21 protein-coding genes are annotated in these 23028 nt (G+C 60.7%); 13 read left to right on the top strand and 8 right to left on the bottom strand.

Annotated elements, in window-relative coordinates; translation table 11 throughout:
- The first annotated feature begins 1 nt into the window (after position 1).
- From cbiG to LIW51_RS35020, 8 genes are read left to right on the top strand one after another with little or no spacing between them, the layout of a single operon-like run.
- Positions 2–982 carry a cobalt-precorrin 5A hydrolase gene (gene cbiG / locus LIW51_RS34985; RefSeq protein WP_227380150.1) on the top strand — a complete coding sequence of 327 codons (981 nt, stop codon included), beginning with the start codon at positions 2–4 and terminating at the stop codon, positions 980–982.
- Position 983: 1 nt separating this feature from the next.
- Positions 984–1886, top strand: a complete 903-nt coding sequence (locus LIW51_RS34990; protein ID WP_227380151.1) for a precorrin-3B C(17)-methyltransferase — start codon at positions 984–986, stop codon at positions 1884–1886.
- A gap of 2 nt (positions 1887–1888) precedes the next feature.
- Positions 1889–2965, top strand: a complete 1077-nt coding sequence (cobJ, locus tag LIW51_RS34995; RefSeq protein ID WP_227380152.1) for a precorrin-3B C(17)-methyltransferase — start codon at positions 1889–1891, stop codon at positions 2963–2965.
- Positions 2955–3218, top strand: coding sequence for a ferredoxin (locus LIW51_RS35000; protein WP_227380153.1), 264 nt, complete (start codon positions 2955–2957; stop codon positions 3216–3218). Before cobJ ends, LIW51_RS35000 begins: the two co-directional genes overlap by 11 nt.
- The gene (locus LIW51_RS35005) at positions 3211–3927 is read left to right on the top strand and encodes a cobalamin biosynthesis protein (RefSeq protein WP_227380154.1); all 717 of its coding nucleotides are present in this window, start codon (positions 3211–3213) and stop codon (positions 3925–3927) included. The genes LIW51_RS35000 and LIW51_RS35005 overlap by 8 nt, the downstream gene beginning before the upstream one ends.
- The gene (locus LIW51_RS35010) at positions 3924–5150 is read left to right on the top strand and encodes a CbiX/SirB N-terminal domain-containing protein (RefSeq protein ID WP_227380155.1); all 1227 of its coding nucleotides are present in this window, start codon (positions 3924–3926) and stop codon (positions 5148–5150) included. Before LIW51_RS35005 ends, LIW51_RS35010 begins: the two co-directional genes overlap by 4 nt.
- Before the next feature lie 9 nt (positions 5151–5159).
- A complete protein-coding gene (locus tag LIW51_RS35015) occupies positions 5160–5531 on the top strand; it encodes a DUF3209 family protein (RefSeq protein ID WP_227380156.1) in 372 nt (123 codons plus the stop codon).
- The gene (locus LIW51_RS35020; RefSeq protein ID WP_227380157.1) at positions 5524–6759 is read left to right on the top strand and encodes a PQQ-binding-like beta-propeller repeat protein; all 1236 of its coding nucleotides are present in this window, start codon (positions 5524–5526) and stop codon (positions 6757–6759) included. The genes LIW51_RS35015 and LIW51_RS35020 overlap by 8 nt, the downstream gene beginning before the upstream one ends.
- A gap of 28 nt (positions 6760–6787) precedes the next feature.
- Here LIW51_RS35020 and thiC read toward each other — a convergent pair whose 3' ends face one another.
- From thiC to LIW51_RS35045, 5 genes are all read right to left on the bottom strand, one after another.
- Entirely contained in the window at positions 6788–8233 is a 1446-nt protein-coding gene (gene thiC / locus LIW51_RS35025; RefSeq protein WP_227380158.1) for a phosphomethylpyrimidine synthase ThiC, read from the bottom strand.
- Positions 8234–8369: 136 nt separating this feature from the next.
- The gene (locus tag LIW51_RS35030) at positions 8370–8747 is read right to left on the bottom strand and encodes a (2Fe-2S) ferredoxin domain-containing protein (protein WP_227380159.1); all 378 of its coding nucleotides are present in this window, start codon (positions 8745–8747) and stop codon (positions 8370–8372) included.
- Positions 8747–9520, bottom strand: coding sequence for a CbtA family protein (locus LIW51_RS35035; RefSeq protein WP_227380544.1), 774 nt, complete (start codon positions 9518–9520; stop codon positions 8747–8749). Before LIW51_RS35035 ends, LIW51_RS35030 begins: the two co-directional genes overlap by 1 nt.
- A 2-nt stretch (positions 9521–9522) precedes the next feature.
- The gene (locus LIW51_RS35040) at positions 9523–9711 is read right to left on the bottom strand and encodes a CbtB domain-containing protein (RefSeq protein ID WP_227380160.1); all 189 of its coding nucleotides are present in this window, start codon (positions 9709–9711) and stop codon (positions 9523–9525) included.
- A 58-nt stretch (positions 9712–9769) separates the two neighbouring features.
- Complete coding sequence (locus LIW51_RS35045; protein ID WP_227380161.1) at positions 9770–11908, bottom strand: ATP-binding protein; 2139 nt, start codon at positions 11906–11908, stop codon at positions 9770–9772.
- A gap of 34 nt (positions 11909–11942) precedes the next feature.
- Here LIW51_RS35045 and cobN point away from each other — a divergent pair, with 34 nt between their 5' ends.
- From cobN to LIW51_RS35060, 3 genes are read left to right on the top strand one after another with little or no spacing between them, the layout of a single operon-like run.
- A complete protein-coding gene (gene cobN, locus LIW51_RS35050; protein WP_227380162.1) occupies positions 11943–15824 on the top strand; it encodes a cobaltochelatase subunit CobN in 3882 nt (1293 codons plus the stop codon).
- Entirely contained in the window at positions 15814–16581 is a 768-nt protein-coding gene (locus LIW51_RS35055; protein WP_227380163.1) for a precorrin-8X methylmutase, read from the top strand. The genes cobN and LIW51_RS35055 overlap by 11 nt, the downstream gene beginning before the upstream one ends.
- Entirely contained in the window at positions 16578–17333 is a 756-nt protein-coding gene (locus LIW51_RS35060; RefSeq protein WP_227380164.1) for a cobalt-precorrin-7 (C(5))-methyltransferase, read from the top strand. The genes LIW51_RS35055 and LIW51_RS35060 overlap by 4 nt, the downstream gene beginning before the upstream one ends.
- A 9-nt stretch (positions 17334–17342) precedes the next feature.
- Here the strand turns inward: LIW51_RS35060 and LIW51_RS35065 are convergent, their stop codons facing one another.
- From LIW51_RS35065 to cobA, 3 genes are all read right to left on the bottom strand, one after another.
- Entirely contained in the window at positions 17343–18128 is a 786-nt protein-coding gene (locus LIW51_RS35065; protein ID WP_227380165.1) for a CbiX/SirB N-terminal domain-containing protein, read from the bottom strand.
- A 135-nt stretch (positions 18129–18263) separates the two neighbouring features.
- The gene (locus LIW51_RS35070) at positions 18264–18602 is read right to left on the bottom strand and encodes an SDR family oxidoreductase (RefSeq protein ID WP_255767701.1); all 339 of its coding nucleotides are present in this window, start codon (positions 18600–18602) and stop codon (positions 18264–18266) included.
- Between the two features lie 332 nt (positions 18603–18934).
- Positions 18935–19948: a uroporphyrinogen-III C-methyltransferase gene (cobA, locus tag LIW51_RS35075; protein ID WP_227380167.1), complete on the bottom strand. Its 1014-nt coding sequence runs from the start codon at positions 19946–19948 to the stop codon at positions 18935–18937.
- A 172-nt stretch (positions 19949–20120) separates the two neighbouring features.
- On the opposite strand from cobA, the gene cobT reads away from it, so the two are divergent.
- Entirely contained in the window at positions 20121–21170 is a 1050-nt protein-coding gene (cobT, locus tag LIW51_RS35080) for a nicotinate mononucleotide-dependent phosphoribosyltransferase CobT (protein ID WP_255767702.1), read from the top strand.
- The gene (locus tag LIW51_RS35085; RefSeq protein WP_227380169.1) at positions 21167–22465 is read left to right on the top strand and encodes a cobyrinic acid a,c-diamide synthase; all 1299 of its coding nucleotides are present in this window, start codon (positions 21167–21169) and stop codon (positions 22463–22465) included. Before cobT ends, LIW51_RS35085 begins: the two co-directional genes overlap by 4 nt.
- Positions 22466–23028 lie beyond the last annotated feature (563 nt).

Raw genomic sequence — 23028 nt, forward strand, 5'->3', positions numbered from 1 at the left:
CATGAGTACTGACACAAAGGACACGGATTCGGACGAATCAGACGGCCACTGCTCCACGCCGGACTCAGACGGCGAAGTGGCCGAGGAGATTGCTATCATCAGCTTCGAGCGCAAGCTCGACACCGCTCACGAGATCGAGGAGGGAATCGGCGACGGCTACGAGCGAGTGGACATCATCGAGTACCACAGTGACGTGTTCGCGGAGCATTGGGGCGAGTACGATTGCTTCGTTGGACTGATGGCCTCGGGCATCGCGATGCGCAAAACCGCGCCGCTCCTCGACGATAAGTGGGACGACCCTGCAATCGTGGTCGTCGACGAGGAACTCACGTGGGCCATCCCGATCACGGGCGGCCATCACGGTGCGAATCAGGTCGCCCACGATCTCTCACAACTGGGCGCAGTCCCGGCGATGACGACCGCGAGCGAGGCTGCGGGCAAGCAGGGCGTCGAGAGCAAGGCGAAGACGCTGGACACCCACGTCGTCAACGGCGATTCGACGGTCGCGACGAACCTCGCCGTTTTGAACGATGAACTCGGTCCGGTGGCCCGTCTCGACGGCCCCCGAGCGGTCCTCGTCGGCGACGACGTGACCGTTCTCAAGCGCAACGGCGAGGACGGCGTCGTCCTCGGGACCGGCACCGTCTCGGGGGTGAAGAAAGCGCAGGTACTCGATGCCTGGGAGGCTGTCCTTGACGACCTGGGTCTAGAGTTCTCCGACGTGGAGTTCGTCGCGACCGGCACTCGAAAGGAGGGTGAAGAAGGACTCTACGAGGCAGCCCAGGAGATCAGTGCGGGGGTCGTCCTCTTTGAGAAGGAAACGCTGGAGGAGTTCGAGGGGCCCTCACCCTCGCGGTCGAAGGAACTCATCGGCTGGCCGGGTATCGCTGAAGCGTCGGCTATTGCCGGCGGCCGCGAGCACGACCTTGCCCGGAAGAAAGAGCGGTTCGATGACGCCGTGACCGTCGCGGTGGGGCGGTAACATGGATGGCAGAGATGCCGCCACCGCCGACGCGATGGGGACCCTCTTCGTCGTTGGCATCGGCCCTGGACTGCCCCACGCGATGACGCAGCGGGCCAAGGACGTCATCACCACCGCCGATTGCGTCATCGCGTCGAACCTCTACCAGGAGTTCCTCCGTCGCGACGGAACGCTCCCCCCAGAAAACACCGAGGTGGAAGCCGCACCTGACGGGGGGACGGCGGCAGGAGCCGAGTCCGGTACCGTCTTCGAACGGCCAGGGGGTACCCGCCAGACCCTCATCTGCTCGACGATGGGGAAGCAGGTCGAACTGGCCCGTGAGGCGTTCCAGCGCGTCCGGGCGGGCGAAGATGTCGCCCACGTTTCTGGCGGCGATCCGAACGTCTACGGCAAGAGCGACCTCCTGTACACAATGGCCGAGGCGGACGAGGCGGACGACGTTCCCATCGAGGTGGTCCCCGGTGTGACGGCGGCGCTCGGTGGCGCGGCCAATCTCGGCGCACCGCTGTCGAACGACTTCTGTACGGTCTCGCTGTCCGACAAGTGGCGCGGATGGGACGAGATCGAAGAGAAACTGCGAGCCGCGGCGATCAGTGGGTTCGTCATCGTCCTTTACAACTGCTGGCGTGACTATCAGCGCGCTATCGACGTGGTTCGCGAGGAGCGAGCCGAGGACGTACCGGTCGGCATCTTCAACGACGCCGGCCGCGGCGACGCAGGTCGAAATCTGGACGACGAGACACACACCATCACCACCCTCGGCGAGGCGAACGACCACAACGACGAGGTCGGCGGGATGGGAACGTCCATTCTGATCGGCAATCACGAGACGACGGTCTGGGAGAACGACTACGGCAAACACCTCGTCACCCCGCGCGGCGGGCGTGACGTCGACGACTTCTGACAATGAGCACTGACGACACCACCACTGAGAAGAGCACAGACACCGAAACCAGCTGTGGCGCGAGCGACGATTCGAACGCGGCTGAAACTGCGACTGACACCGAATCGGGTTCGGAATGCGGAGCTTCGACCCCGGACGCCGAGGCCGACGGTGGCGTCACGAGCGCAGCTGGAACGGTGACAGACGTTGATGAGAGCACGTCGACGTGTGGCGGGTCCACGACGTCGTCGAGTTCTGCATGCGGCAGTTCGAAGAAGTCGGCGACCGACGAGAAGGTCGGGTCGACCGTCGACGACTTCGAGGCAGATCCCGGACGACTCATTGCAGTTGGCTTGGGTCCCGGACAGCCGGCAGGGATGACCCAGCGTGCCCGCGGGGCGCTGCTCGACGCGGAGCATATCGTCGGGTACACCACGTACGTCGAACTCCTGCCAGAGGAGGTCACGGAGTCGGCAGAGGAACTGTACGACACGCCGATGTGTGGCGAAGTGTCTCGCACGGAGGAAGCGATCGACCGCGCGCTCGCAGGCAACGACGTCGCCATCATCGGAAGCGGCGATCCGAACGTCTACGCGCTGGCCGGTCTGGCGCTAGAGATCCTCGAGTCGAAGGGCGCGACCGCGAGCATGGTCGACTTCGAGGTCGTTCCAGGCGTCCCCGCTGCCCAGTCCTGTGGCGCGCGGTTGGGCGCACCGCTCGTGAACGACACAGTCAGTATCTCCCTGTCGGACCACCTGACATCGATGCCGACCATCGAGTCACGGCTCCACGCGGCAGCCAAGGAGGGCTTCACCATCTCTATCTACAACCCCTGGAGCCGCAAGCGTCGGGAGAACTTCCAGAAGTGCTGTGAGATTCTTTTAGAGCACCGCGCACCGGACACGCCCGTCGGGGTCGTCCACGGAGCGGGCCGCGACGACGAGGAGGTTGAGATCGTCGAACTCGGCGAGCTCGAGGACCTCGGCGAGACGGACCTCATCGACATGACTACGACGATCCTCGTCGGAAACGAGGAGACGTACGTCTGGGACGATCGGATGGTGACGCCGCGGGGGTACGAGTCCAAGTATGACTACTGAGTATCAGGTACGGCTCGACCGCAACGCCTGTGATGGTGTGTTCGCCTGTCTCGTCCGAGACGACCGCTTCGTCGAGGCCTCGGACGGGTTGGCGACAATCGACTGGAGCGGCGACTATAGCCACCAGGAGTGCGAGGTGAGCGGAAAACAACTCGTGACATTCACTGACGATCAGCTGACAGCGGCCAAAAAGGCGGCCCGCGCCTGCCCGGTCGACGCGATCGAGGTGCTGACGGAGGAAGACGATGAGTGACGCGAACCGACGATCCACGATGCCCGAGCCAGTCGAGGATCTGCTCACCTCGACACCGGCCACGGCGTACTTCTGGGGACGCGTGGCCGGTGATGGCGAACTGACCCAGAGCTGTGTGACCGTCCGGACGGCAGACGAGACGTCTGCCGACGCGATTGCGGCGATCGCCGGCGCTGGCCGAACGGACCACGACCATCGAGTCGCCGCCCGGGAGTCGGCGCACGACGCCTCAATCGTCCGGTTCGAAGATGAGTACAAGTTACAGGTATTCGGGATGCTGGCCGACCGCGCAAGTGCGGCGCTTGGACTTCCCATCGACGGACAGCCTGGTGGATATCGGTTCGACATGTTCTCAGATTACCGTCCACAGCTCGTTCGTGGATTACTCGAGGCCTGTGGCACTGTCTGTTTCCGTGAGTCCTCGGGGTCGGTCGGTGTCTCGTTCGTCCACGACGACGAAGCCCTACTTCGGACGGTTCGGTCACTCCTCGACGCCGCCGATCCACACGTTCCGACCGATGATCTCTCCGATACTTCCTCTGGTGGCTACTGGTTCGGTCTAGCCGATGAAGCAGACACGGCGGCGTTTGCACAATGGGTGTACGCGGACAGCGACAGTTCGGGGCTGTACTCGACGGAGAGGCGGCAGAAGCTCCGACGGAGCGTCGAACGTGCGACGGGTAGCGAGGTGGGCGAACTCTCTCAATGACCACGAACGCGAAAGCGACTCCGGTCGGGCTTGACGACGAGGCCGTGCTGCTGATCGGACACGGATCTCGCCGTGAGAAGTCGAACGAACAGGTCCGCACGCTCGCCGCCGACCTAGAAGAACGACTCGGCGTCCCGGTCGACGCAGGGTTCCTCGAACTCGCGAAACCGTCAATTCCAGACGCCATCGCGGGCCTCGCGTCGAGTGTTTCGCGAATCACCGTCGTCCAGCTGTCGCTCTTCGCAGCGGGTCACGTCAAGAACGACGTGCCGCTGGCGGTCCAGAATGCCCGGTTAGACCACTCCGAGCTCACGATCCACAACGGCGCGCATCTCGGGGTGCATCCCGCCCTCGTGGATCTCCTCGACAACCGGGCCGCGGCGGTGGAGTCTGAGTTAGGAATCGATCGCGAGGAAGTGGACGTCGCAGTCGTCCTCTGTGCCCGCGGCTCTAGCGACCCGGACGCGAACAGCGACGCACACAAACTTGCCCGGTTACTGTACGAGGGGCGCTCTTTCGACCGCGTCGAAACGTCATTTATCGGCGTTACCGATCCTCGCCTTGAGGAGACGCTCCATACGGTGGCGAAAAGCCGTCCGGACGCCGTGGTCGTGCTCCCGTACATGCTCGGAGACGGCGTGCTCACCGGGCGTATCCGCGACGGTGCCGCCGAGTTCGACGACGAGTACCCGTACGTTGACGCCGCGGCCGGCGACCCGCTCGGAACCGACACACGGCTATTAGATGTGCTCGGTGACCGCTGGCAGGAAGCCCGTACGGACAGCGTGGATATGTCGTGTGATACCTGCAAGTACAAAGTCGAACTCGACGGCTACGAGGAGGACGTCGGCGGTGCGAGAGCGATGCTGCGGGCACTGACACATCAAGAATCCCACGCAGACCGTGACGATGTGGACGAGCAGCCACACACTCACGACGCCCCAGCGAAACACGTCACAGTTTGTACGAATCAGACCTGTGCCGCCGACGGCTCACCGGCCGTTCTGGAACGGTTGCGACAGGAGACCCGGGACTCCGACGCGTGCGACGCTCGCATCACGCGCTCGTCATGCCTCGGCCGCTGTGGCGATGGACCCATGGTCGCCGTCTATCCTGACGGCGTCTGGTACGGCGGGGTTGACCAGACCGATGCGGAGCGAATCGTCTCGTCCCACCTCGACAGGGATCGAATCGTCTCGGATATTGTCGATCAAACACTGTAATACAGAACAATGAGCTGCTACGAAATCGAAGCCCTACGACTCGGATTGATGAACGTTCTTGGAACCGAAGACCGGAGTGCGCGCGAACACGCCGAAAAGGAACTCGACGGTAACCTCGATGGCCCCATCGAAGCCTTGGCAAGTGCGGAGACGCTCTCGGAGGTCGAGCGGCACCTCGACGCGGCGCTCGTTGACCTCGAAGAGGAGGTCACCGCGACCGATGCAGATGACCCAGAGTACGACTACATGCGTGGACGGCTAGTGGCCGTCCGCGACGCGGAACGCGCTGTTCGCAGGTTAACCGACCAGGGCGAGAGTGTCATCGGCGGGCTGGGCGAGGCGCACGACGTTCTCCACGAGACCTTCCCCGTCGATGAGTAACGTACTAGAACAGCGAGCGGTTGAACTCGGAGAGGTAACACCGGCCCGATCCCGGCACGCGGGCCAACGGTCGGCCATCACGCTGGTCGATGAACTGGTCGTCACTGGGACGGCCTCCGGAGACGTACTCGCTCACGACCGAACGATGCTCGACGAGTATTGGAGAATTGGAACGGAGACCGAGATGACATCCGTCGTGACGGCAGAATCGTTTGGCGATGGGGTCGCAGTTGGCGAGCGCGGTCCCGAGGGAACTGTCCGATTCTACGACATCGACACTGGAGAACTCCGCTGGCAGTATGCCACGGCGACGGACGTGGGAACTCCCCAGAAACCGTCCCGATTCTTTCTCCCCTTCGTCGTCGATATCGAGACTGACAGCGATCGATTGTACGTTGCATCCCGTCGCTACGAGCGCGACGGTGAGCGACGCTCGTTCAAAAGTATCGTCTACGCTTTCGACGAGCTGGGTGCTGTCGTCTGGACGTATGAGACTGACGCCTCCCCAATCAGCCTCGATGCCGATGACGGACGGCTTGCGGTCGCGTACAATCGATGTCCCGGCTCTCACCAGCATGGTCTCGTCGTCCTTGACGCCGGGACGGGCATGGTACGGTACGAGTGGGATCCCGGTACTGTCGGTCAGCGACGCGTCGGTGACGTCTCGCTCGTCGAGAACGGAATCGTAGTCACCAGCCATGGCGACTACTGCGGCTACCGCCTCCGCCAAGGGGGTGCCGAGCAGTGGCGTGTCGAACTGGCGACTCCTACGGAGGTCGATGGCGAAACGCTGTATGCCTATCCGAATCACGTGCACGCGACGACCGAAGGGGTGATCTTCCTCACAGGGAACACGTACTCGACGGAAGGCCGCGAGACTGCGTCGCTGCATCCCCGTGAACACACTGCCTTCGGGTATACCTCAGACGGTGAGCACGTCTGGACGGCCTCGATCGGCGGCTTCGCGAGCGAACTTGGTGTCGAAAGCGAACATGTGGTCGTTCCCCGGGCGCAGCACTTTCGGACGCGCGATCCTGACATTCACGGTCTGCAGATATTCGGTATCGAGACTGGGCCCGAAGTGAGCCTCGAAACCGACGGCATCGTCACGGCGGTCGCATTCGACGGTGAAACGTTCGTCGCCGTAGAAGAGCCCGTCGTCTATCACGACGAGGGGACGGAACGAGGGAGCTATCGGCTGTTGCTGGGGAAGACGGATGCGAGATAGTTCACTGAGTCCAAACGATGACCGGACATTAGTCGTCCGCGTGTGACTCCGGCGTGAACGTGACCCCGTCTATCTCAATTTCCTCGGGGACATGACTGGTGTCGTGCGTGCCCACCGGCGGGAGGTTCACATCCGCAGCGGACGAGACGGCCAGATCCGTTTCGTCGTCGATCGCGGTCATCTTGCCGTCCGCGTCACGTGCGTCCTGGTCGATACGCATCGAACAGAACTCAACACCACACATCGAGCAAAACCGTGCGTCCTTGTAGTTGTCACCTGGCAGAGTCTGGTCGTGATACGCCTGTGCTCGTTCGGGGTCAAGTGCGAGCTCGAACTGGCGCCGCCAGTCGAACTCATAGCGCGCCTCCGAGAGCGCGTCGTCCCAATCCTGTGCGCCGGGGAGGCTAGTAGCGACGTCCGCCGCGTGGGCCGCGATTCGATAGGCTGCAAGGCCGTCACGCACATCCTCTTTGTCGGGCAGGCCGAGGTGCTCCTTGGGGGTGACATAACAGAGCATCGCTGCCCCTGCACGGGCAGCTTCCGTCGCGCCGATCGCGCTGGTAATATGGTCGTACCCCGGCGCAACGTCCGTAACCAATGGCCCAAGCACGTAGAAGGGTGCGCCATCACACATGTCCTGCTGTCGCTCAACATTATCCTTGATCTGATCCATAGGCACGTGACCGGGCCCTTCGACCATTACTTGCACACCGTGATCCCACGCGACCTGCGTGAGTTCGCCGAGTGTCTCGAGTTCAGCGAACTGGGCCTCGTCGCTGGCGTCGGCCAGACATCCTGGCCGAAGGCCGTCGCCGAGCGAGAACGTCACGTCGTGCTTGGCGAAGATCTCACAGATCTCCTCGAACTTCGCGTACAGCGGATTCTGCATCCCGTTTTCTTCGATCCATTGGGCCAAGATGGATCCTCCTCGCGAGACAATACCCGTCTTGCGACCGTCCGTCAGCGGCAGATGTTCCATGAGCACACCTGCGTGGATGGTCATGTAATCGACTCCCTGTTCGGCCTGCTTTTTGATGATGTCGATTAGTAGTTCGTGAGTAATATCCGTGGGATTTTTCGCCCGCTTGACTGCTTCGTAGATGGGAACTGTTCCGATCGGAACGGGGGAATGTTCGACGTTGGCTTCACGTATTTCGTCGAGGTTTTCGCCCGTCGAGAGATCCATCACTGTATCGGCACCGTAATGGACTGCTGTGTGGAGCTTCCGGAGTTCCCCTTGGAGGTTGCTGGTCGTATCACTGTTGCCAATGTTGGCATTGACCTTCGTAGCGAACTGTTGCCCGATGATCATCGGATCGAGTGACTCGTGAGCGTGGTTATTCGGGATCACTGCCTGACCGTCCGCCACCTGCTCACGGACGTACTCTGGTTTACGGGTCTCGCGTTCTGCTACGCGTCTCATGGCAGGAGTTATCTCTCCGGCCATGGCCCGGTGAAGCTGTGTTCGCGCCATGTATAACGCCATAATACTACTGGGTAATAAATTACCTGGGAATAAGTGTCTGAATCGCAGTCATCAGTGTCGCTCGAACGTTGGCTGCTGGGCTACTGATCATCATCGCGAGATCCAAATTGCTCTAAAGTGTGGCTCAGGGTTCGGTCATATTTTCGTGGTCGCTTACCGAGACGTCATCTCTCTTAATACTCAACTGCGCTCCATCGGCACCGAACTCGCCTTCGAGCAGCTCCGGTACCTCCTCCGGGACAACGTCCGAGTACCACTGGTTGCGAGGATGGATGGCAATCGCGGTGCCCTCGGCGCTACACAATCCGAGACAGCTCGTCTCGGCGACGTGGACGCGCGACCAGAAGATCCCCCGCTCGCGTAGCCAGGATTTCACCGCCTCGTACACCTCCTGACCGTGCGCCTCCGCACAACAGGCGTACCCCGAGTCCCGGTCGTTCGTACAGACCAGTACGTGGTCGGAGAACCCGTTCTCATGGACGTCCTTGGTTCGCTGTCTCATCAGTCTGCGGTAGCTGTCGCATCGGTGTGTGACGTCATGATCTCGGAGGCCTGCCTGTCCGTCTGGCGGCGATGAAGTCGAGCATGAGCCCCCGCGAGGAGCAGCCAGAGTAGTGCCTGTCCGAACACAATCATCCCTGTCAGTCCAGCCGTCAGTTCAGGAGGGAGTGAACTCTCCACCGAGTTCACCGGCGAAAGAACGGCCAGAATCACGAGCAGACCGAATGGAAGCACCGCGATGATAGCAGCGATGATTCGTCCATTTGCATCTCGGAGACGACCGAACACGAACCCCGCGAGCAGACAAACAAGCGCACCTGCGACCATCATCCCTCCATAGAGGATGAGGCGGGTCTCCGTTGGGAGTGCTTGTTCGACTCCCGGTGGCTGTGGCGGAAGCACGAGCCATGGCGCGCCCGAGACAGTGACAAAGCCAGCCACGGCCAGAAGATAACTTTTCATTCCACCGGTTCCCGGGATTGCGGGTTCGAGGAAATAGAAGGCGATGCCGAAGATAACCCCGCCTAGAAGCAGGCCCCAGAGAACTCCGGAGATTATACTCACGCCGTTCGTGACCGTCATCGAAACAGCACTATCGTGATGTGCACTATCGGTCCCCTCTTTGTGGTGCCCATCGACGGCGTGATGATCCACCTGCCCGAGTTCGTCAGCGAACAGGACGAGCGGATTGGCGACGAGTGCCATGAACAAGCCGAATATCAGCCCAGCAATCACGCCCGCTTTCACTCCTCGCTTTAAATATGACGTGAACATGATCAGTGACAAGTAATGCCCGCCGCGTGCCGGAAGTTATGCATTGAGTCGTGCATCATCGGCTCCTGAACGAACAGAAGTGCGAATCCGAGTGCGGCGATGAGAGCAAGTCCGACACCCATTTGCGCCGGCGTTAGTTCCATTCGAGCCTGTTCTATTCGACCGTGAACGGTGTTGTTGGCAGTCGCCATTCTAAACCACACTTGTACAAGATCAAATAAGCTTGTAAATCCTCCGGATTATCTAAACCTAGCTTTCACGGGCGGCATCGACGGCTGCATCGATACGACTGGCAGACAGCGCAGAGAGCGGGACGCGTTCACCGTCCGTTTCGTTGGCGATCAGCCCCGTTAATCCGGTTCTGTCGCTGTCGCTCGCATCGACGACGACCACGTGTGCGCCGAACTCGGTCAATCGTCTAGCGGCCGCACGCGTCTCACGTACCGGGCTCTCGTCCGCGACGTTCGCCCGGCCATCGGTGACCAGTACGACGACACTGGCGGTCGGTTCGGCCCGGTCGAGAACTTCGCTGGCCGTTCGGAGTCCGGCAGGGAGCGGCGTCCGATCGCCGGTTGGCAGATTCTTCAGGTGACGAGCGGCGAGGGTGACACTGTTCGTAGGGGGGAGGAGAACGTTTGCCTCGTCGCCGGCGAACGCAACAAATGCGACCTCGTCGCGCTGCTGGTACACGTCTTTCAGGAGTTCGAGCACGGTTCCCTTCGCCGCACGCATCGCGGGTAGCATCGACGCGCTCGCGTCGACGACGAACAGCACCAGCGCTGAGGCGTCGCTCTGACGAACGGATTGACGCAGGTCGCGCGATTCAACGGACGAAGCTCCACGGGTAGTTGCCGCTCGAATCGAGGCCGCGGCGTCGATGCGCCGGTTCGAATCCGTACGTTGACTCCGTACCCGGGCTCCCTCGTTGTTGACATGTGGCTGCGTCTGCGACCGGGATCCGCCACCTGCTCTCCCGCTCTCGACGGCTTCGGGCGCAGCCAGTTCGGGAGCGCGTCCGGCACCGATGTTTGCACGAGACTGTCCGGGGACGATTGGTTTCCCTTCCGCCACGTCATTTTCGTCCGTCTTCTGACCCTCGTCCGCCGCTTCCGCTTCGACGCCCTCGGTTCCCGTTTTGTCACTTTGATCTGATGGTGACGTATCGTTCTCGACTTCGTCGCGCCTACCGTTTTCTTCAGACGATTCGGGTTCCGTCGAGTCTGGTGTGTCTATTTCTTCGATGTTTCCGGAGTCGTCCACCTCGTCTGAGGAATCCTCATCGGCTTCGGACTGCTCCTCATCGGGTTGTTCTTTTCGGTCCTCCTGACCGCTGTCACCACCCTTACCATCGAAGTGTTCGTCAATGAGTTCGCTGGGATCAGGCGCGTCTTCGAACGGCCGTGATCGAAGCCGGTGAGGGAGCGCGAGTTCCGCCGCCCGTTGCACGTCAGGCTCGATGACCTTCGAGCGCTCGTCGAGGGCGGCGAACGTCATGGCAGCGCGCGCCGTCGCGATGTCTCCGCGGTGTCCGTCAACTCCCGAGTCACGACATAGTTCCGCGATCTCCCGGGCGAACTGCGTCGAAAGCTCGACCTCGGAGAGCCGTTTTTGGGCCTGCCACAGCTGGTCTCGGAAGTCGTCGATCTCCACGCATCCGTCGGTCGACTGCTCCGTTACGCCACCGTCTATTCGTCCTATTGCCCGGTCGATGATACTGACCCGTTGATCGACGTCTTCACAGGCGGTGACCGTCGCCTGGAGTGCGAAACGGTCGCGCAACTGCGGTCTAAGGTCCCCCTCCTCGGGATTCATCGTCCCCACGAGCGTGAACCTAGCTGGATGGGAGACGCTCATACCGTCACGTTCGATTCTGTTGACCCCGCTTGCCGCCGCGTCGAGTAACACGTCGACGAGGTGGTCGTCGAGGAGGTTCACCTCATCAACGTAGAGGATGCCGCGGTTCGCGCGGGCGAGCAGTCCGGGGTCGAACTCGTAATCGCCGGCGAGAGCATCCGCCACGGAGAGCGTCCCGACAACCCGCTCGCGGGTCGCCCCCAGCGGGAGCGTCACGAGAGGAACCGACCGTTCGGCCGTTGGCGGGTCGGTCCGCTCACGACAATTTTCACACTTATATTCGGACACGTTCGGCGGACAGCCATACGGACAATCCTCGATGATCTCCTGTCTCGGAAGGAGGTCAGTTAGTGCCCGCACCGCTGTGGATTTCGCAGTTCCTTTCTCACCCTGTATGAGAAGGCCATCCAGGTCGTCGTTAGCTGCGACGGCCAGTAAAGCTCTCTTGAGTTCCTCCTGACCGACGATCTCCGAAAAAGACAGCGACGCCCCCCGACCGTGCGAAGCTTTTTTGCCTCCGCCGTAATCAATCATACTTGTATTAGCACAATGGAGGTTTAATAACGTTATGCCAACAATCGGCCTATACACCGCGACTGAAAACGAACTCGGAGCTGTCCAGCGGGCCGCGGCGCGAACAGATGTCGACCTTGTCGTTCGCTCGGAGAGCGATCTCGAGGATCAGATAGATGTCGACGCGTTCCTCGACGAACTCGAAGATGCGACGGCGGCGATCTTCTGGCTGCACGGTGCCGAGGAGAGTATGCCAGGGTACGACCACGGCGTCGATCGTCTGGAAGAGGCCGGCGTCCCACTGGTCGTCAAATCCACCGGTGACGCCTACGCACTCGAGGATACGTCCGTCCCTGCGGCAGACCGCGATCGAGTCTACAAATATTTAGAAAAAGGTGGAACCAACAACGTCGCGAACTGTGTTCGGTTCCTCGTCGACGAGTACGGGGAACTCGAGTGTGACTACGACGAACCAGTGACGCTTCCAACGGAGGGAGTCTACCATCCGGACTACCCGGGAGCGTCGTACGAGGATCTGATAGGTACGCTCGACCCCGACACACCTACAGTCGCTATCTGGTTCTACGAATCTCACTGGACCCACGAGAACACGCGGTACGTCGACGCCCAGGTGCGCGCCGTTGAGGCGCAGGGTGCGGATGCGCTCCCAATTTTCTGTAACCCGGCGACGGACAGCGACGAACAGTGGGACGCTGAACGTGTGACGGAGGAGTGGCTCCTCGACGATGGCGACCCCATCGTCGACACCGTGCTCTCGTCGTTCATGTTCTCCCTCTCTATGGACGAGCGGGGGCGTGCAGCGGACGACGAGGGAGACGGAGCGGAGGACGTCTTCCTCGACCGACTCGGTGTTCCCGTCGTCCAGACCGTGACGACGATGCGATCCCGCTCCCGGTACGAGAAGAGCGACACGGGCGTCATGGGCTTCGAACTCGCGCTGTCGGTCGCACTCCCGGAGTTCGACGGCAACATCATCACCCATCCGATCAGCGGCAAGGAGCGGACAGACGACGAGGCCGACATCGGGAGCGCACCGAAACAGCACTTCCCCATCGACGCCCGGGTGGACCATGCCGCGCGACTTGCGGTCAATTGGGCGACCCTTCGCCATACCTCGAACGAGGAGAAGCACGTCGCGGTCGTCCTGCACAACTACCCGCCGAGCGACGACGGCATCGGCACCGCCTTTGGACTCGACAGTCCAGAGAGCACCGTCAACCTCCTCGATGAGCTGGACGCTAGGGGCTACGACCTCGGCAAGCGTACACCAACGAGCGGTCAGGTCTTGGTAGATCGGCTGACCACACAATTGACGCTCGACGACCGCTGGGTCGCCCCGGAGGACGTACGAGACCTGAGTGTCGATGTCGTATCCACGGAACAGTATCGCGAGTGGTTCGCGGCCACGGACGAACGCTTCCAGTCAAACGTCGTCGACGAGTGGGGCGAGGTGCCCGACCGTCCGTTTGCCATCCCTGGCGTCGAGTTCGGGAACGTCCTCGTCACCGTCCAGCCACCGCGTGGGTTCGGGATGGATCCGTCGAAGGTCTACCACGACTCCGACCTCCAACCGCCCCACGATTACGTGGCGTTCTACGGCTGGCTCCGAAACACGTTCGAGGCCGATGCAATTGTTCACCTCGGCACGCACGGGAGTCTAGAGTGGCTTCCCGGCAAGACGGTCGGGCTGAACGGGGAGAGCGCCCCAGATCAGCTCGTCGACGATATCCCGAACGTGTACCCGTACATCATCAACAACCCGGGTGAGGGAACCCAGGCGAAGCGGCGGTCATACGCGGCTATCGTCGACTACCTGACCCCGGTGATGCGCAACGCCGGAACCTACGACGAACTTGCCGAACTCGAGGAGATCGCTGATCAGTATCGCGAAGCCGGGATGGAAGACGCCCGCACCGACGACGGGGAGCACCTCGAACGGCTCCTCCGGGAGAAAGTCGACGAACTCGACCTCGCGGTTGAACTTGGTATCGCAGGCGATATCGACGAGCGCGTCGACGTTCGCGGTCCAGAGGAAGCCGGTTCGACGCTCGCGGAGGGAACAGTCGATGGAGACGAGATAGATGTCGACGAACTCGTCGAACGCATCCATGAGTACCTCACGGACGTGAAGACGACCCAGATTCGGATGGGGCTCCACACGATGAGCGAGCCCCCAGAGGCGGACCGTCTCATCGAGTATCTCGTCGCACTTACGCGACTGGAGAATCCGGGGGGGCCCAGTCTCCGTGAAAGTGTGACCGGCGTGCTCGGCGTCGACTACCAACGGATGCTCGACGAACCGGGTACATACGACGACGAATTGGGCATGACACTCTCGGAGGCTGCCGACGAAGTGTACGAGACGAGTCTCGCGCTCGTGGAGACGCTGGCCGAACACGATTTCGACATCCCGGCCTCGGAGGCAGAGGCGGGTCCAGGGGACGAGGTGAACATGAACCTCCTTGTGGTAGACATTGACCCACTCGGGGACGCACGTGCGAAATCCGGCGCACACAACGACCTTCGGGACGCGCTGGCGTTCATCTGTGAGGAGGTTGCCCCCCGGGTTCGAGGTGCGGAGGACGAGATTCCGAGAACGGGAGACGCCCTGGCAGGCGAGTACGTCCCACCAGGTGGGAGCGGTGCGCCGACGCGAGGCGGAGTCGACCTGCTTCCGACGGCACGGAACTTCTACACGCTGGACCCACGGAAGGTGCCGGCCAAGAGCGCGTGGCGCGTCGGGCGGGAAGTCGCCGACGGCATCGCAGCGCGCCACCATGAAGAGGAAGGCGCGTATCCCGAAGAGGTCGGCGTCGTCGCGTGGGGGACGCCGACTGTTCGAACGCGGGGCGAGACCATCGCGCAAGTGCTTGCGCTGATGGGCGTCGAACTCGAGTGGACCGACGCCGGGCGCATCGACGACGTCACTCCCATTCCCTTGGACGAACTCGATCGCCCCCGAATCGACGTCACCACTCGCGTTTCGGGTCTATTCCGCGACGCCTTCCCGCAGGCCGCGGGCGTCATTCACGACGCCGTCGACGCGGTCGTCGAACTCGACGAGTCACACGAGATGAACTACGTCAAAAAGCATGTCAAGGAGGAAGCCGAGCGGCTCGGCGAGCAGGGTATCGACGAACCCGAAAAGGCCGCTAGACATCGGGTGTTCACGACCCGACCTGGCGGGTATGGTGCGGGCACGAACAAGGCCGTCGACGAAGGGAACTGGGACGACCGCGCCGACCTCGCGGACGTGTACGTCCAGTGGGGTGGCTACGCGCTGGGGAAGCGTGGTCGCGTCTCTGAAGCGCACGACGCCTTTGAACGCAGGCTCGGGAGCGTCGAGGCCACGGTCAAGATCGAGGACACCGCCGAGCAGGACGAGTTCGACAGCTCTGACTGGTACGCGTTCCACGGCGGGTTCATCACCGCCGTTTCGGAGATCGCGGGCGAGGAGCCTGCCTCGTACGTTGGCGACTCCGCCGATCCGAACAACGTCGACATCTACACCAACGAGGAGAAGGTTCGGAAGGCGATGCGCGCTCGAGTGCTCAATCCGGACTGGCTCAAAAGCATGGAGGATCACGAGTACAAGGGCGCGGGTGACCTCTCCACGACGGTTGACGTCATCCTCGGGTGGGACGCCACCACCGGCGTCGTGAGCGACACTCTCTGGAACGACGTCGCCGAGAAGTACGCGTTCGATGCGGATCGACGGGAGTGGATGCGCGACGTGAATCCGTGGGCGCTGGAGAGCATCACCGATACGCTCCTCGAGGCCATCGACCGAGGGCTGTGGAACGCCGACAACGAGACGACGGACCGCATACGTGACATCAATCTCCGAGTCGATGGTGACATCGAAGCGCGTGCCGATAGCGTGGACGCTGCAGAGGTGATGAGCGATGACGACTGACGCGAACGTCGACGCCTCGACAGGTGACGACGAGGGTGAAGCGTACGCCGACCTCGGCGCGACTACCGAGAATGCCATGCAGATCGCCGAAACGAGCATGGATCGAGTGCGGGAACTCGTCCCCGATGAGACACTTCCTGACCGAATCCGTCAGAAGGCGGTTCACGCCACCGGCGATCCGGAGTTCCAGCATCTATTGCGCTTCGAGGGCACTCCCGTCCGAGCGGGCGCGGCGGCAGTGCTCGACGAACGATCCATCGTCACCGACATCACGATGGTGAAAGCGGGAATCACTGGACGTGGCCACAGTTGTTCTGTTCGCAAGGCTATCGGCAACGGTACCGACCTCGCAGAACGGACGGGGATGACGCGAACCGCCGCGTCCGTACTCGAACTCGACCATCAGGGCGTCTACGACGGTGCGATCGCCGTGATCGGAAACGCGCCGACCGCGGCGCTGGCACTCGCCGACTGCATCGAAGACGGAACCCGTCCCGCAGTCGTCGTCGCCACCCCCGTGGGATTCGTGAAAGCCGCCAAGAGTCGCGAGCGTATTCGTGAAGTCGTCCGCGAGTACGGCGTCCCTGCCATCACGAACGTCGGTCGCCGCGGCGGGAGCGGACTTGCGGCTGGTTTGACAAACGAATTCGTACACGTCGCAAGCGATGTACGGAATGGCGAGATTTCGTTGAAAACTTCGGAAATATCGAACGGAGAGCAGAGAAGCGTGAAACGAGGAGACGTCGACTTGGCATGAGCGACACGTACGATTTGGAAGCCGGTCCAGATCCAGCGACGATTGCGGCGTCCACACCGGAGATGTCCGCCGAGAACCCGGTGTACGCGGTCGGGATCGGTCCCGGAAACACGGAGTACCTGACGCCTCGAGGAAAGCGAGCGATTCGTGAAGCAGACGTTGTCGTCGGATTCGAGACGGTCGTCGACTTCGTTCGTGGAAAGACCGACGCTGAACTGCTACCCTGCGGCTACGCCGACGAAGCCGCAATGCTCGAGACGTTTGCACAGCAGGTCAGCGACGGTGCGGACGGGACGGCCGTGCTGATGGGCGACCCTAACCACTCGGGCTATCAGTTCGTCGGCAAGGTCCAAGCTGCAATAGACCGATCAGTACGCGTGATTCCGGGTATCTCGTCGCTCCAAGTAGCTGCGAGTCGTGCACGAACGCCCATGGAGGAAACGACGTTCGTGACGCTCCATAAAAGCGGTGACGTGGCTCCGGATCTCCAACGCCTCCGTGATTCCGTCGGCGACCGCCACCTGCTCGTACTACCACGACCGTACGATTGGATGCCAGGAGATATCGCCGCCAATCTCCTCGATGCCGGTGCGTCTTCGTCGTGTGATGCGCTCGTCCTCGAGCGGTTGACGCACGAGGACGAGGAGGTTACCAGGTTGACTCTCGGTGAACTGAAAACCTATGCGGGTGGAACGAAACCGGACGACACGCCATTCTCGGATTTGTCCGTGCTGGCCGTTCGAGCAGACTAACCCGATCTACTACCGCCGCACTCCCTCTCCGTCGGTCGCAACGGGACGGTGATTTTGGGTGAGCTGAGTTTCAAACGATGTTGGGCCGTCTCCGCTACTGGCAAGTACGCGTTGTTTTTCGACCTCCGCGTGAATCGCGTCGGTTACTCGCGTGTGGTCGCCGAGCGGGTCAGCGTATTCGATTCCGCCGCGTGCGAGTTCGAGTTTCGTCGGAATCTCTTCCTCTGTCGCTTCAGACTGCGTCAAAAACAACGGAACAGCGACCGTACGGCTGTTCGAAGTGTTGTAGCGGACACATTCAACCGTTGGATTCTGTAAGAGGTAACAGGTAAGGACCTCACCGTAGTCCGACTGGTCACTCAGACGTGCCGCGTGGTATTCGGCCGTCTGACGCTGATACGGTTTCGAGCTGCTTCCGAAACCCACGAGCACGAGCGACGCATCGTCGCTTGCTCGCAGTACTTCCGAGGCTCGTTGGGTAAGAACGTCCGTGACGGCAGGACTTTGACCGACTGGTTCGCAGTAGCGCACCTCACCGGGGACGTACGAAAGCGCAGCTGGAACTTCGTCGGTCGTATCGTACGTATGCGCTGTAGTCATGGGTACGGCATAGACCCGATCGCTTTCGATCTCGACGAATGTCTCACGGAGTTCACGAATCGGTTCATTTTCGTACGTTGCGACGTGCACTTCGCCGATGCTGGCTCGATTTCTGAGCCGATTCGCGTGGATTTCGTACACTTCGCGAGCGTGCGGGGCGTTCCGGCCGATGAGTAGGAGTGCTTCGTTTGTCATTTTGGAATCCCGCCGATATACAAACTGGCTTTAGTTAGACCAAGTTTGCTTGAATTTCACGTGGAGAGCGATTGCCTAATAAGTTTTGGACGCCAGCGGAAAACTTCCGCCTGGAATAAGCATCACTTAGTCTACCTATCGAAACTGCATCCCGCCGTTTACGTTTACGATCTCGTGCTGAAGAACGACTTTCTCCAGCACATATTTGACGGTGTGAGCGATGTCTTTCGGCTCACAGGCGTAGGTCGGGAGGTGCGTATCGACGTTTTCGTGGCCTCGGAAATCCACCGCCTCGAGATACGAGATGATTTCGTCGTTCATACTCGTTTCCACTGGGCCGGAGGCAATTGCATTCACTTGAACGCCATCCGAACCGAACTCGCGGGCCAACGCCCGGGTAAGGCCGTGCAGGCCAGCTTTACTCGCCGCGTAACTCGCGTCGACCGTGCCGCCAGTTCCACCGATACTGGACATATTCACGATATCACCATCCGGAGCCAGGTACGGAATCGTTGCTCGCACCGTGTAGAACGCTCACTAAGATTTGTTTCTACCACATCTTGCCACTGGTCATCGGTGATTTCAGTCGCCGTATTCGGTCGGACGTTTCCTGCATTGTTGATGACAGCGTCAAGTCCATCGAACGTCCGGGGGCTCCCTTTGTAACCGCACCATGTTATCGGCACGCCGAACGTTCGGAGACTTGTCGGCGAACCATCGAGTTTTCGAAGGTGGCGGTCTCTCAGCCAATGGGTAGTCCGTCCTATTCTCGAAATCGTGAAAGAGTCACGCTAGTTGTGCATTTTCTAACGGAGCAGCCATTCTTTTACGTTACCTCTCACGGTAACGACGTCACCGACTATCGTAACCGCAGGGGACTCTATCGCCGCCTCTCGGCTCTTCCCAACGATATTGCCTAACGTTCCTGTGACGGTCTTCTCGTCGCTCCACGTCGCTTTCTGTACCATCGCCGCGGGCGTCCCACGCGGTACCCCATGTTTTCGGAGTGCCCGAACGTTGTTCGGCAGCCGATTTACACCCATTAGAATGACCAGTGTCCCGCCTCCTGTGACCGAATCGGCGATCGCACTCCAGTCTATGGCGCTCTCATCCTTGTCCGGTGTTTGGTGTCCTGTTATAATGGTCAGGCTCGAGGATCGGTCCCTGTGTGTCAGCGGAATTCCGCTCACGCTCGGCACGGCGAGGACGCTCGAAACCCCGGGGACTATTTCGAAGGGGATATCTTCGGATGCCAGGTATTCCGCCTCTTCCCCTCCCCGGCCGAAGACGTTTGGATCCCCACCTTTGAGACGAACGACGGCTTCCTCCTTTTGGGATCGTTCGAGCATTAGCTCGTTAATTTCGTCCTGCGTCGTTCGCTGTGGCGAGCGTTTTCCGACGTCGATGACCTCCACTGATTCAGGAAGTTGGTCGACGATTTCGTCACCGGTCAACGAGTCGTGCAGAACGACATCTGATTCCCGAAGAAGCCGCCAGGCCCGCCTCGTGAGCAATTCTGGATCTCCTGGGCCGGAACCGACCAAGAACACCGTGCCCGTCTCTCCTTTTTCATTAATCCGTTTTACCGACCGATCTCGATTATCGGATTCCGCAACGTCGGGGGAGAATTGTTCTTCCCGTTTACTACGCTCGACGATATCCGACAGCACGTTCCTGGTCTCCTGCTCCTGAACACTCGTTTGTTGGCTCGTCGTGTCCCTTTCTTTCGCAAGCGGAATTTGAATAGGGACAGATGAATCCTTGATTCGGTCAGTCCTCTCGGGGTCTGACTGAGCACGTTCAATTGTATCTTCACTCATATGAAGCCAAACGTGGTTGTGCTACTTCAATCTTGGTTGTATTTGATCGCGGTATAAGACAATTTCAATTGACTACCCCTGCCCTCTGGCCGGACGAAACAATTAAAGTCTATTTGTACTAACTCAAAATAGATGGAGTAATCATGAGTTCACAACGAGGTGGTTTCGTCCGATGGTGCCAGAGAGAAAACCCGATAAGAAGATCGATAGCACGATGAGATTCGTTCTAGTCGCCGGATGCACGCACACGGCCGAAATAGACGGTATCAGCGCCGCTGGAGCCGACTCCACCGTAATGGTGCACACACCGAGCGCCGATCTCGAACTCCTCGAATACGGGGAACCGACCTTGTCCCCCGTCGTGCCCGTCAGTCCCACGGGGTGCCCGAGCCCCGCAGTCGTTTCCCGTGCCGTACAGGAATTACTCGAATTCGAGATCCTTGGCGTCGATGCTGGTCTTAGCGCCCCAACAAGTGCGCCGACGGTCACGATTGGCGAAGAGAGCGGCAAGGACATCCGACAGTCCCATTCCGTTCCAAATGCTAAAAATGTGTTCGAGAACGCTAAACGCCTCGGACGTGCACTTCCCGACGACGAAATCGTCATCGGCGAGACGATCCCAGGCGGAACGACGACCGCACTCGGCGTCCTGACCGCGCTCGGAGAACGAACGACTGTTTCCTCGTCGCTACCCGAAAATCCACTCACCCTCAAACGGGACGTAGTGAACGACGCCTTGAAAGCAAGTGATCTGTCGGAGGGTGATGCAGAAGGTGAACCGATAAAGGCGGTGAGTCACGTCGGAGATCCGGTTCTTATCGGCGTCGCGGGGATGACCATCGGAGCAATCGAATCCGGAACTGACGTGACGCTGGCTGGGGGCACGCAACAGGCCGCTGCGTCCGCCCTCGTTCGACACGCTGGCATGGACGACTCGCTTTCGCTCGCTACGACCTCGTTCATCGCGGCCGATGAGACCGCCGCGATAGAAGAGTTGACAGCCGACCTCGGTCTGGAGTTGATTATTACCGATCCGCAGTTCCGCTGCGGAGATCATCCGGCAATGGACGCTTACGTCGCCGGTGAAGCGAAGGAAGGCGTCGGGATGGGCGGCGCACTGGCCCTCCTCGACCGAGCGGACGTCTCGATGGCCCGCTTGCGCGAGCAGATCGAAGCCGTCTACGACAGGCTCGTGGCCGACGATCAACTAGCGAAACTATGAGAGGTCTCGTCATCGGTGGCACGCGGTCAGGCGTCGGCAAGACTGTCGTCACTCTCGCGGTTATTCGCGCGCTCACCGTCGCGGGATACGAAGTCCAACCCGCAAAGGCCGGTCCGGACTTCATCGACCCCAGCCACCATCGGAAGACGGCCGGTCGGCCGTCCCGAACCCTCGACTGCTGGCTCCAAGGTGAGGCGGGACTTCGGCGGAACTACTACTGTGGAGCGGGCGACGTCTGCGTCGTCGAAGGCGTGATGGGATTGTACGACGGCGATTGCTCGAGCACCGCCATGGTCGCCGAGTCGCTCGATCTCCCAGTCGTTCTCGTCGTGGACGCCAAAGCTGGCATGGAAAGTGTCGCCGCCACGGCAGTCGGTTTTCAACGGTACGACGCGCATGAGAACCGCGACATCGATGTCGTCGGCGTCATCGCACAGCGTGCACACGGTGGACGTCACGAGCGCGGAATCCGTGATGCGCTCCCCGACGACCTGGCATATCTTGGCCGTATCCCGCCGCGTGACGACCTCGACATCCCAGAACGCCATCTGGGACTGTATATGGGCGACGAATCGCCGCTCAATTCCGAAGCACTCGACGCCGTCGCCGAACACATCCGCACCGACCGTCTCCTTGACGTCGCACGCACGCCTCCCCGACCATCCAAATCGGCAAACCGCTCTCGCACCGAGACGCAAATCGCCGTCGCGCAAGACGAAGCCTTCTGCTTCTGCTATCCGGCGACCGTCGAACGGTTCCGGGAGCGTGCCGACATGGTCTCGTTCGCCCCGACTGGTGGGGACGACCTCCCGGATTGCGACGGCGTCTACCTCCCCGGTGGCTATCCAGAACTGCATGCCGCGGCGCTCGCAGAGAATCCGGCGCTCGAACGGCTCGCCGAGCGCGCCGCCGACGGACTGCCGATCTATGGGGAGTGCGGCGGGCTACTGGCGCTCGCCGAAACTCTGACAACGACCGAGGGTGAGCGCTTCGATATGGCCGGCGTCCTCCCTGCGGACGTACGGATGCACGATCGGTATCAGGCGCTCGACCACGTGGAACTCGCCACCCGTACCGACACGCTCACCACGAACGCGGGCGCGACGTTACGGGGCCACGAGTTCCACTACTCCAGCGCCGACGTTGGGTCGGACGCGCGGTTCGCCTTCGACGTCGTCCGCGGTGACGGCATCACCGACGGCCGTGACGGTCTCGTCGAATATCGGACGCTGGGAACGTACTGTCACGTCCATCCCGAGAGCGGGGCATTTGACGCGTTCATCGAGGAACTCTGAATGTTCGAAGTAGAGCTCACGTTCGACGCCGTTTCGTTCGACCTCTTCAGAACGCTTGTGACCGTGGTATCGAATAGAGTGCGGAGGTGTTCACGCCGTGAACGGACGGGAGAGGTACCAACTCGCCAGAACCGGTTCCATTCAACTCGCCGAGTGCAATCGGTTCGTGAAAAATACGAGAATGACCAGTACTTTTAATCGTGAAATAAAAGAATTACTGCAATCATCTAACAAAAATCCCTAGTACAGGACAGGGAGTCATCAAGACGGTTGAGAAAGACGGCCAAGAGATTTCAGTTGAATCGACGTCGGCCCTCGTTAAGACAGGATCACACTCACTACGAGTTCTATCTATTCCGTCTCTCGCGAGACTGCGTGACTTACCGCAAACAGCGGAACGAAAGATATTCCGCTTCCTGATTTCGTTTTCGAATTCGAGAGTGAGCACAGGAGATTAGTCGTATCCTACGAGTAGTAATCATTTGAGTAACCTAAGAATAAAATATCGATCTAATCAATAGTGGATCACGAGAATTTGTTGCTTCTCTCCACTCCTGGAATGG

It is taken from the genome of Haladaptatus halobius (assembly GCF_020618475.1).
In the GTDB taxonomy this organism is placed as follows: domain Archaea; phylum Halobacteriota; class Halobacteria; order Halobacteriales; family Haladaptataceae; genus Haladaptatus; species Haladaptatus halobius.